At 55.6% G+C, this 9108-nt stretch carries 10 protein-coding genes; 9 read left to right on the top strand and 1 reads right to left on the bottom strand.

The window, feature by feature from the left end; all coding sequences use genetic code 11:
• The 9 genes from cbiE (at position 1) to rho (ending at position 7749) form a co-directional block, all read left to right on the top strand.
• Positions 1-1245, top strand: coding sequence for a precorrin-6y C5,15-methyltransferase (decarboxylating) subunit CbiE (gene cbiE, locus HXW73_RS10435; protein ID WP_446718979.1), 1245 nt, complete (start codon positions 1-3; stop codon positions 1243-1245).
• 16 nt (positions 1246-1261) lie between these two features.
• Positions 1262-1672 carry a cobalamin biosynthesis protein gene (locus HXW73_RS10430; protein WP_240538610.1) on the top strand — a complete coding sequence of 137 codons (411 nt, stop codon included), beginning with the start codon at positions 1262-1264 and terminating at the stop codon, positions 1670-1672.
• A complete protein-coding gene (cobM, locus tag HXW73_RS10425; RefSeq protein WP_186253051.1) occupies positions 1669-2472 on the top strand; it encodes a precorrin-4 C(11)-methyltransferase in 804 nt (267 codons plus the stop codon). The genes HXW73_RS10430 and cobM overlap by 4 nt, the downstream gene beginning before the upstream one ends.
• Positions 2469-3233, top strand: a complete 765-nt coding sequence (gene cobF, locus HXW73_RS10420; RefSeq protein WP_186253050.1) for a precorrin-6A synthase (deacetylating) — start codon at positions 2469-2471, stop codon at positions 3231-3233. The genes cobM and cobF overlap by 4 nt, the downstream gene beginning before the upstream one ends.
• 208 nt (positions 3234-3441) lie before the next feature.
• The gene (locus tag HXW73_RS10415) at positions 3442-3882 is read left to right on the top strand and encodes a YtoQ family protein (RefSeq protein ID WP_186253049.1); all 441 of its coding nucleotides are present in this window, start codon (positions 3442-3444) and stop codon (positions 3880-3882) included.
• A gap of 551 nt (positions 3883-4433) precedes the next feature.
• Positions 4434-5222: a hypothetical protein gene (locus HXW73_RS10410; RefSeq protein ID WP_186253048.1), complete on the top strand. Its 789-nt coding sequence runs from the start codon at positions 4434-4436 to the stop codon at positions 5220-5222.
• A 218-nt stretch (positions 5223-5440) separates the two neighbouring features.
• Entirely contained in the window at positions 5441-5968 is a 528-nt protein-coding gene (locus HXW73_RS10405; protein ID WP_240538774.1) for a HEPN domain-containing protein, read from the top strand.
• Between the two features lie 94 nt (positions 5969-6062).
• A complete protein-coding gene (locus HXW73_RS10400) occupies positions 6063-6506 on the top strand; it encodes a hypothetical protein (RefSeq protein ID WP_186253046.1) in 444 nt (147 codons plus the stop codon).
• A 286-nt stretch (positions 6507-6792) separates the two neighbouring features.
• The gene (rho, locus tag HXW73_RS10395) at positions 6793-7749 is read left to right on the top strand and encodes a transcription termination factor Rho (protein ID WP_186253045.1); all 957 of its coding nucleotides are present in this window, start codon (positions 6793-6795) and stop codon (positions 7747-7749) included.
• 57 nt (positions 7750-7806) lie between these two features.
• Here rho and HXW73_RS10390 read toward each other — a convergent pair whose 3' ends face one another.
• Positions 7807-9003 (bottom strand): DEAD/DEAH box helicase, encoded by a 1197-nt coding sequence (locus tag HXW73_RS10390; RefSeq protein WP_186255988.1) that lies wholly within the window; start codon positions 9001-9003, stop codon positions 7807-7809.
• Positions 9004-9108 lie beyond the last annotated feature (105 nt).

The following is a 9108-nucleotide window of genomic DNA, read 5'->3' as shown; positions in this document are numbered from 1 at the left end:
GTGGTTAACGGTAACGAGGTTCCCTGGCTGACGATAATAGGCTGGGGGGAGAGTGGCACACAGGGTCTCACGGCGGCAAGCCGCGAGGCGCTTGCGCGTGCCGAGGTGGTGTTTGGCGCGCGCCGACACCTGCGCCTGCTCGAACCCCTGAGCACTGACTTGAACGCCGACCTGAAAACCGACCTGAAAGATAAGTTGCGTGAATGGCCGGTGCCGTTTGCCGACGGCATCCCTCAACTGCTCGCCGAGTGCGGTCGCCGCGTGGTGATGCTGGCCTCCGGCGACCCGTTTTGGTTTGGCGCGGGCACCTCTATTGTCGGCCACCTTGAGCCCCAGGAATGGCAGGCGCTGCCTTCGCCCTCCACGTTCAGCCTGGCGGCTTCCCGCCTGGGCTGGCCGATTCAGGACTGCACCTGCCTGGGCCTGCACGCCAAACCGTTAACCCGCGTTCGGCCCTACCTGCAGCCTGGCAGGCGCTTGCTGGTGCTGGTGCGAGACGGCGACGCGGTAGCGGAGCTTGCCCGCTGGGTCTGCCAGTTTGGCTTCGCGGATTCAACGCTAACGGTGCTGGAAGCCCTGGGTGGCGAGCACGAGCGGGTGCGAAGCTTTACGGCAGCGGCCAACTTGCCCGATGACATCGCGCATCCTGTAGCAGTAGCGCTTGAGGTCGCAGGCGAAGGGCCCGCATTGCCGCTGACGCCTGGGCTGCCCGATGACTTTTTTGAGCACGATGGCCAGATCACCAAACAAGCCATTCGCGCCATGACCCTGGCCGCGCTGGCGCCCAAGCCCGGCGAACGGTTATGGGATATCGGCACCGGCTCGGGCTCGATTGCCATCGAGTGGCTGCTGGCGCACCCCGACAATCAAGCGGTAGGCGTTGAGCAAAACCCCAGCCGCGCTGCCCGTGCCGCTCACAACGCCAGCCAGTTGGGCGTTGACTGGCTCACGATCATCGAAGGCAGCGCGCTGGACGCGCTTGCCCAGGCACCGCCGCCGGACGCGGTGTTTATCGGCGGCGGGCTTTCTCAAGCGTTGTTAGAAGCGCTATGGCAGCAGCTCCCCGCGGGCACACGGCTGGTAGCCAACGCGGTCACCCTGGAATCCGAAGCGCTGCTGGCCCACTGGCACCATCAGGCAGGCGGCGAGCTGCTGCGCCTGGAGCTTGCAAGCGCCGCGCCGCTGGGTACTCGCCGGGGCTGGAAAGCCAGCTACCCGATTGTGCAGTGGCGCTGCTCACGATGAAGCATGAGACAAGTCGATGAAGAGCCAGTTGATGGAGAGCAAGTCGGAGAAGAGAATTCCGATGAGGGTGGTCGGGTTTGGCTTTCGCCACGGTGCGTCGCTTGCCTCGCTGGCAGCGTTACTCGATACGCTGACCCAGCGCTTTGGGGCGATTGACGCCCTGGCAGCCACGCAATCCATGCGCCCGCTGGTGCAAAGCCTGGGCCAGGCGCGCTGCCTCAATGTCATTCTGGTCGCCGATGCGGACCTGCCAAGCGTCACTACCGTCACCCACTCCGCGCAAAGCCTGCAGGCGCGGGGGACGGGCAGCGTGTCCGAAGCGGTGGCGTTATTGGCCGCCGGGCCTGGGGCGCAGCTGCTCGGCCCACGGCACATTTCCACTGACCGGCAGGCAACGGCGGCCATCGCCATAGGAACATCATTATGACCGTTCATTTCATCGGCGCCGGGCCAGGCGCCCCGGACCTGATCACGCTGCGCGGCCGCGACCTGATTGCCGCGAGCCCGGTGTGCCTCTACGCCGGCTCGCTGGTGCCGCAAGAACTGCTTGAGCACTGCCCGCCAGGGGCGCGCATCGTCAACACCGCGCCGCTGTCGCTGGACGAGATCATCGAGGAAATCCAGGCCGCCCACGCGGCTGAGCAGGATGTCGTGCGGCTGCATTCGGGGGATCTATCGGTATGGTCGGCGGTGGGGGAGCAGACCCGCCGCCTGCGCGCGCTGGAGATTCCCTACACCATCACCCCGGGCGTGCCCGCCTTTGCCGCCGCTGCGGCCAGTTTGGGCCAGGAGCTGACCCTGCCAGGCGTGTCGCAATCGGTCGTGCTGACGCGTACCTCCGGGCGCGCCAGCGCCATGCCGGACAACGAAACCCTGGCCAACTTTGCCCAGACCGGCGCGACGCTGGCGATTCACCTGTCGATCCATAACCTCGAACGCGTGGTGGCGTCACTTACGCCGTACTACGGCGGTGACTGCCCCGTGGCCATTGTGTGGCGAGCCAGCTGGCCCGATGAAAAAATCATCAGAGGGCGGCTATCCACCATTGAAGCGTTAGCCGCCAATACGCTGCAGCGCACGGCGTTGATTCTGGTGGGGCCGGTGCTTGAGAGCCAGGACTTCCAGGAAAGCGCGCTGTACGCCGTCGGCTACGACCGCCGCTTTCGCCCACAGTCGGCGGATTCGCCGTTCGCCAATACTCCAGACGATGAGGGCCGCGACCTATGACGACGCTTTCGCTGATCGGCATTGGCACGGGCAACCCTGACCACGTTACGCTCGCTGCCGTGCGGGCCCTCAATGATGCCGACCTGATCCTGCTGCCGCGCAAAGGCGAGGCCAAGAGCGACCTGGTCGACCTGCGCCGCCTGCTGTGCCAAACCCTGCTGCGCGAGCCCGAGCAGGCCCAAATCGTCGAATTCGACCTGCCCCAGCGCGGCGAGCGCGGTGATTATCTGGGCGCCGTGGATGAATGGCATCGCGCCATCGCCGAGGTATGGGCATCGCTGATGGCGCGCCACCTTCCCGAAGGCGGGCGGGTCGGCATGCTGATCTGGGGCGACCCCTCGCTTTTTGATAGCAGCCTGCGCATCGCCGAACGCCTGGGCACCACCGGGGGACAAGTAAACGTCGAGGTGGTGCCGGGCATCACCAGCCTGCAGGTACTCACCGCCGAACACCGCATACCGCTGAACGCCCTGGCCGAGCCCATCCAGATCACCACCGGCCGACGCCTGCGCGAACGCGGCTGGCCAAGCGACGCCGCCACCGTCGCCGTCATGCTCGACAGCGGCGGGGCGTTTACCACGCTGCCCGCCGACGAGACGTACATCTGGTGGGGCGCCTACCTGGGCATGGAGAAACAGTGCCTGATCAAAGGCTGGCTTAGCGAAGTCAGCGACGAAATCATCCAACGCCGCGCCAGCCTGCGCGAACAGCACGGCTGGATAATGGATATCTACCTGCTGGCTAAACAGCCGCTGATATGACGCCGGTATCAATATGGAATGTTTTTCCATAAAATTACCGTACGAAATACCACTATTTTAAAAGTCAGCGAGCGAAGGCCAGGCTAGGCAAAACTCGGCGAAAAGACGGAGTTTACGAGATGTAAATGAGTACTTTGATCGGACTCGCGCACGAGTCGAGTTTTAACAACGCATGGCCGAGCGCAGCGAGCTTTTAACAGGAGCGACAATGACCTTTTACGTTTATCTATCCGGCGAGATCCACACCGACTGGCGCGATGAGATCCAGCGCGGCGCTGACGCGGCAGGCCTGGATATCGTCTTCACCGCCCCGGTGACCGACCACGACGCCTCGGACGCTGCCGGTGACCACCTCGGCAAACCCGAAAATAGCTTCTGGCGCGACCACCAGTCCTCCAAGGTCAATGCCATCCGCACCCGCACCATGATCGAACAGCCCGACCTGGTCGTCGTTCGCTTTGGCGACAAGTACAAGCAATGGAACGCCGCCTTCGATGCAGGCTACTGCGCCGCCCTCGCCAAGCCCTATATCACCCTGCAAAGCGAAGACATCGTCCACCCACTAAAAGAAGTCGACGCAGGCGCCCAAGCCTGGTGCACCACCACCGACCAAGTCGTCGAAACCCTCCGCTACGTCCTAAAAGCCTAATACGCCCATCCAGCGAAGTGCACGGTGGCCTGCAGGAGCGCAATCCATTGCGCAATCATCAACCACCGTGCCAGCCAGCCCGCGGTGAGGGGGGCGTAGGAGCCAAATTCATTGGGCGATCAGCGCTTAGTCAGCCACCAAAAACGATCGCCCGACGAAGTCGGGCTCTTACATAAGCCCGTTGCAATGGGGTTGCAACGGGCCTTCCATTGCCATTTTAGAAATCATCGCGTTATCAATGCCTGCGTCGAGGGGGTGTGGGAGCCCAATTCATTGGACGATCAGCATTAAATCAGCCAACGAAAACAATCACTTATACATGGCTTCCTTCCTCCCCTTTGCACACCCTCAACACCACACCGCCAAAATTTACCTGCCCACCACGTGACCTAAGCCAATTTTATGAATAGAGTATGATTGAACAGAGCAAAACAAGCGCGCACGCGAATTTTGTATATGCTGCTAAGTGATTAGTTGATGCATTTTAAACAATGAGTTACAGGAATTCTGCTGGCTAGGTAATCACTGTTATGCTCCGAGGAGTCCATGCAATGTATGTGTTTGAGATCATAACTCCTGGAACATGGCTCAAAAGTGAGGACCGGGATTGGTCGTGGAAAATCGGAAATCTGCTGCAATCACTTAAATCACAGTACTTTGAGGCAAATCTTGCACTGAACTTATTTACGGAAGCCAGATCTGCCCGCCCCTCATTTGCTGACCGCGGAAACTGGGAACGAGACGCCCAACGACGGAATGAGATTAGGCAGGAGGTAGAGCAACAGTATGGTGGGTTTCCTGGACACGAGCAGTTGGATGAGATCCACTTTGAATCAGAAGTCCGGTTCAAAAGAGAGAAATGGTCAAACGGATTTCAACCACGGGAGTTCGAGCACAATTTACCTTTCATATACGCTCGAGCCTTTCTCTACGCGATTGATTCGTTCGATAAGTTCCTTGGGGTGCTATCAAGAGAAGAGGGTGCACCTCAAATCGTTGCAGAGTTGCACGCTCAGGCAGGCGAAGCATTTCCCGATCTTCGAGGAGTGAGGAACACCGCTCAGCACTTGGAGGATAGGTCTCGTGGTCTCGGTGCTGGCAGGAACCCGAAGCCACTGGACCTGAAACCAGTCGAAAACAATATGGTAAGTGCCCCCAACGGAGGTGTGCTCATTCTTAACTCCCTTAATGGATCGAAATATGGCTCAACGATGGCTGATGGCCATTATGGGGAGGTTGATGTGTCACCGGAATCAATGGAGAGGCTTCAAAAAATCCTGCAACAGGCATTGGAAGCATTCGAGTGGCATGGTCCAAAACAGCACGGTCCAAGTGTCTGAGTATAACCAGTGCGTCAACGGGACCGCTTTGTTCCGCTGCCGCTCCACAAATCGACCCGTTTCGCCAGCGTTAAAGGTTAACTATGCCTTCCAGCTCTCTACAACAATTTATATGGAACCTTGAGGATGTCGAGCGTCTGTAGCAGGCCCATGATGATCTCAATCCAGATGGGCGAGGTCGACGTGCCTTGGGGCATATAACCAGAAGTGGCCTGGTGATGCTTTGTGCAGCATGGGAGCTATATTTCGAAGATCTGATTAAAGAGTCCGCTGATCTGATCGTGGCTGAGTGTCAGGATCCAAATAGTCTTCCTGTGAGCATAAAGAAGAAACTCGTGAAGGAGGCTAATGCTGGAAAGGATGAACTGTCAGCATTAGCTTTATGCAACGATGGATGGGGTGATGTGCTTAAATCGGCCGCAGAGCGAGAGGTGGCGCGGCTGAATACTCCGAAAAGTGAACAAGTCGGTGTACTTTCCCAGCATTATCTGGGCGTTGAAAACATTTCAGCAGCATGGTCTATAGGGCCAGATGGTATCAATCAAATCGTATCGGCGAGAGGTGATGTGGCTCACCGAGGAAGGAATGCTGAGTACATCCCTATAGGTGATTTGGATTGGTATAAAAATCGAATCCATTACACAGTGGTTGAGACAGATGACTTTGTCTCTTGTCACCTGAAGGATATGCTTGACCTTCGACGCAAGCCGTGGAGAGCTAGGCGGTTGCCAGATGTTGACCTTTAACCAGAGCGTCAACGCGGACCGGCTTTTCCGCTGACGCTCCAAAGCCGTCCGGTTACGCTGGGCGTTAGAGCACAAAATGAGGAAGTAGAGAGTAATGGGAATAGCCACTATAGTATTGGGGTACCTTGAGGTACTGATATGGCCCCTACTGATTTTATTCGCCTTGGTATACTTCAAAAGTACCATTGTATCTTTGCTCGAAAAGCTAGCTGAGATAAATATTGGCGGAGAAAAGGGATTTGCTCTTAAGCTTAAGGCGGCCCGGAAAATTGCTGATGAACAGAATGCTACCGAAGTCGAAGATCCTGTTGTGCCAGATGAATCGAATATTATTCTTTCTTTGCCGGATGAAGCGTTCCTTTATCTAAGTTCACTGGCTAAGAAACCTGTAAAGTCAACATATTTTCCTGCCTCAGGCGAAGAGTTACGAAGCTTGCATGCATTATCTGACTATGGGGTCATGAAACAACGGAGTATGTCCGAATTTCAGCTAACCGAAATAGGTAAAACATTGGTGTCTAGCCTTGAAAAGCTCTAACAAAAGCATCAACTACGCGCCTTCGGCGCCGGACGTTCGTACCTCACGCCGATTATGTTGGCGTTGAGACTGTAGAAAAAACTCTGTAGACGGCTAAGTTTTGGTGGTGATCACATATTAAGATAGCTCATCACGGTACCGTTGAACACGCTGTTTATTATCTGATTGAGTAAAAGTTAGACTTATCCGTTTTCCATGCCAATCACCGCAACGCTGCGACCGGCCGGTTGGCCTATGATGCAGCTATCCTATAAATCCAGGTTATTCAAAGCGATCCATCGATATTATGACCAGAAAAACACTAGGTTTGAAGGCGAAAAGGCAGGTAGATGCCAAGCCCGCTGACGAAGTGGAAGATCAATTCCCTGATGATCCCGAAAAGCGTTTTTTAAATGGCGTCGCTATTCATCCTTCACCACGCATTGTTTTAGAGCCTGGCTCTCAGCAGCGCACTGTGCGGGCGATGGATTTGATTACGCCCATTGGGATGGGGCAGCGTGGGTTGATTGTGGCGCCGCCGGGCTCTGGCAAAACGACGATGTTAAAACATATCTGTCAGGCTGTGGCCGAGGCTCATCCTGACATAAAGCTGTATGCCTTGCTGATTGATGAGCGCCCTGAAGAAGTGACCGATTTTAAGCGCAGTGTGACGGCAGAGGTACATGCATCGTCTTCAGACGAAACTTACACACACCATGTGCGTATGGCAGATAAGCTTCTTGAGTCGGCGCGTAAGCAAGCAGGCGACGGGCATGATGTGATGATCGTAATCGATTCGCTTACCAGACTCTCGCGCGTTCATAACTCCGAGCAGCGGGGCAATGGTCGTACCATGTCGGGTGGGCTGGATTCGCGAGCGATGGAAATACCACGGAAACTGTTTGGCGCCGCGAGAAAGATCGAAAACGGTGGATCGCTCACCATTCTGGCCACCGTGCTGGTGGATACGGGAAGCCGTATGGATCAGGTGATTTTCGAGGAGTTCAAGGGCACGGGCAATATGGAACTCGTGTTATCTCGCGAAGTTGCGAATCAACGGATCTTCCCTGCAATAGATATTGCCAAAAGCAGCACCCGGCGAGAAGAGCTTTTGATTGATGAAGGAAATATTGAAAAAGTAAGGGCACTGCGTAGAGCGTTGACAACGCTTAAGCCAGTAGAAGGTGCGCAGAAGTTGCATGCGTTATTGGAGAAGTATCCCACTAATGCCGAGCTGTTAGATGCGTTTTTACCCGCCTCTTGAAATGGCTATAATAAACAAGCCCACCTTTTTTTAAGAGGTGGGCTTGTTTGGTAAGTATTAACGATTACGTTGTTTACTGTAGTTCAAGTTTGACTCGGGTACTGCTTTTTGAACCGGAAAGCCTGCAATTTCTTTGCGCTCAATAACTTTTTTCAATCGCCTTTCAATCGCACAAAGGTTTTTAAAGTCACTGATGTCTACAAGCGAGATGGCTTCACCTGAGGCACCCGCACGGCCGGTTCGGCCAATACGGTGGATGTACTCTTCTGGCTGAAAAGGTAAATCGTAATTCACCACACGGCTCAATTCACCAATATCCAAACCCCGAGCGGCCACCCCCGTGGCGACGAGATACTTGAGTTCGCCCGCTTTGAACTGAGCCAAGATCTTTTCGCGCATGGCCTGGCTTCTACCGCCATGAATGGAATCCGCTTTGATGCCGCGTTTTTCCAGTTGAGCGACAAGCTTGGCCGCACTGTGTTTTTTCTCGGTAAAAATAAGCGCCTGATCCCACTCTTGCTCGTTGATCAAGTGACTCAACAAGGCAGACTTGGTGTCCTTGTCGACGGTGATTAGCCATTGTTTGATATTGGCGGCGGCACGGATGTTGGGGGAAATGGAGATTTCAGCCGCTAGATCGGTCATCTTGCTATCTGAAAAATCGTGGGCGAGGGCGCGAACGTCGTCTGTCATGGTGGCCGTAAACAACAGGTTCTGACGGTTTTCAGGCAGGCGTACGATGATTTTGTGAATATCATCGACAAAGCCCATGTCGACCATTCTGTCCGCTTCGTCCAATACCATGACTTCAAGTTCATCAAAATGCAGCGCACGCTGATGTGCCAAATCAAGCAACCTGCCCGGCGTGGCGACCAGAATATCCACCCCTTCGATTAGGCGCTCTTTTTGAGCTTCGGTATCCACACCGCCGTACACCGCCATAGAGGTTAAGGGCATGTGTTTAGCGTATTGCGCCACACTGGCTTCGACCTGGACCGCTAACTCACGGGTCGGCACGAGAATCAGCGCACGTATGCGTTTGCCGCGTAACGTTTCCGCTTTACTGAACCGTTCCAGGAGAGGCAGCACAAAGGCAGCGGTTTTGCCTGTGCCTGTTTGTGCGGTGGCGATTAAGTCGTTACCCGATAGAATGGCAGGAATGGCTTGTTCCTGGATGGGCGTTGGCGTTTTGTAACCGAGTTCGGAAATCGCTTGAACAAGAGGACTGGATAATCCGAGTTTTGTAAATGGCATAAGGCGCTCTGACAGATGGTCGTAAGGTGTGTCGGAAATAAAAAGTGGTGCAGTATAGCGCGAGAGCCGCCGCTCGTTTCTCGAATATTCCAATCAGCTTCATAT

It is taken from the genome of Halomonas sp. SH5A2 (assembly GCF_014263395.1).
GTDB lineage: Bacteria > Pseudomonadota > Gammaproteobacteria > Pseudomonadales > Halomonadaceae > Vreelandella.
The sequence above is the reverse complement of the archived record's forward strand: the minus strand, read 5'-3'. Positions and strand labels throughout refer to the sequence as shown.

Bases quoted from the DNA above. Each gene is read 5' to 3' on its own strand.
- cobF (WP_186253050.1), top strand. From the start codon at position 2,469: ATGACGACGCTTTCGCTGATCGGCATTGGCACGGGCAACCCTGACCAC.
- rho (WP_186253045.1), top strand. From the start codon at position 6,793: ATGACCAGAAAAACACTAGGTTTGAAGGCGAAAAGGCAGGTAGATGCC.
- HXW73_RS10430 (WP_240538610.1), top strand. From the start codon at position 1,262: ATGAAGAGCCAGTTGATGGAGAGCAAGTCGGAGAAGAGAATTCCGATG.
- HXW73_RS10390 (WP_186255988.1), bottom strand. From the start codon at position 9,003: ATGCCATTTACAAAACTCGGATTATCCAGTCCTCTTGTTCAAGCGATT.
- HXW73_RS10410 (WP_186253048.1), top strand. From the start codon at position 4,434: ATGTATGTGTTTGAGATCATAACTCCTGGAACATGGCTCAAAAGTGAG.
- HXW73_RS10400 (WP_186253046.1), top strand. From the start codon at position 6,063: ATGGGAATAGCCACTATAGTATTGGGGTACCTTGAGGTACTGATATGG.
- cobM (WP_186253051.1), top strand. From the start codon at position 1,669: ATGACCGTTCATTTCATCGGCGCCGGGCCAGGCGCCCCGGACCTGATC.
- HXW73_RS10415 (WP_186253049.1), top strand. From the start codon at position 3,442: ATGACCTTTTACGTTTATCTATCCGGCGAGATCCACACCGACTGGCGC.
- HXW73_RS10405 (WP_240538774.1), top strand. From the start codon at position 5,441: ATGCTTTGTGCAGCATGGGAGCTATATTTCGAAGATCTGATTAAAGAG.